The organism is Bartonella sp. AD328YNZD (assembly GCF_042196425.1).
In genome coordinates this window covers 1-898 of sequence record NZ_JBHIQG010000643.1, presented here as the reverse complement: position 1 = coordinate 898, position 898 = coordinate 1, and the positions used below count along the sequence as shown (strand labels likewise).

General features: G+C 38.6%; 1 pseudogene. It reads left to right on the top strand.

Features of this window, described 5'->3' with window-relative positions:
* A pseudogene (locus ACFIO3_RS14210) lies at nt 1–889 on the top strand (tol-pal system protein); the annotation flags it as partial.
* Nucleotides 890–898: the final 9 nt, after the last annotated feature.

Genomic DNA, 898 nt, shown 5'->3' with positions numbered 1-898 from the left:
TGATGCAGTGAAAGAAGCACCTGAAGCAGCCGATAAAGCAGCATCTGATGTGGAGAAAAAAGCCACTGACGCTGTTGATAAGCCGTCTGATGCTGTGAAAAAAGCTCCTGAAGCAGCTGATAAAGCAGCATCTAGCGCGGCGGAAAAAGCCACTAGTGTTGCGGAGCACCAAGGGATTATTTTAGAGAATCAACAGGCTTTATTTCAAGATTATGATTTAGATAAGCTTTTACATAAGATACGAATGGTGCTTGAGCATAACAGTCTAAAAAATGTTAACAAGCAGTTTCACGAGCTTTTTGATACAGAAACCTCTTCTGTTTATTCTTGTTCTTTTGAAAAGTCTGCTGTAGATGAAAAATCTCAGACTGTAAAAGAAGAGATGGAGCAGGACCATAGTACAGGTGTTCAGACAAAGGTTGCTGCTGTGGAAGCTAAGGTGGAGAGCCATGACCATGAAAACAGTCAATCCTTTAACAAAGCGCATGAAGTAAGAGCTCCAATTGAAGTACATCAGAGTGACAATCTTTCTTCTTCTAAAGCTTTGTATAAGGAAGGGTATGATTTTATTCGTTCTGCTAACTATGTTGATGCTGAAAAAAGCTTTTGCGCTTTTCAAAATCGTTACAAAAAAGATTCTTTGAGTGATGATGCTTTATTTTGGTTGGCCGAATCTTTGTTGGGACAAAAACGCTATCATGAAGCAGCACAAGTTTATCTTACCGCATGGTATGCAGATAAAAAGAAGCTCTATACCTCCGAGATTTTACTGAAATTAGCAAGAAGTATGGTCGCTCTTGAGCCAAATAAAGACAATTGTGCTCATTTTGTGAAAAAATCAAAACGTCAACAAACATTAGCATCTGTTTTTTGTAAACCTGCAAAATAAACAGCGAGG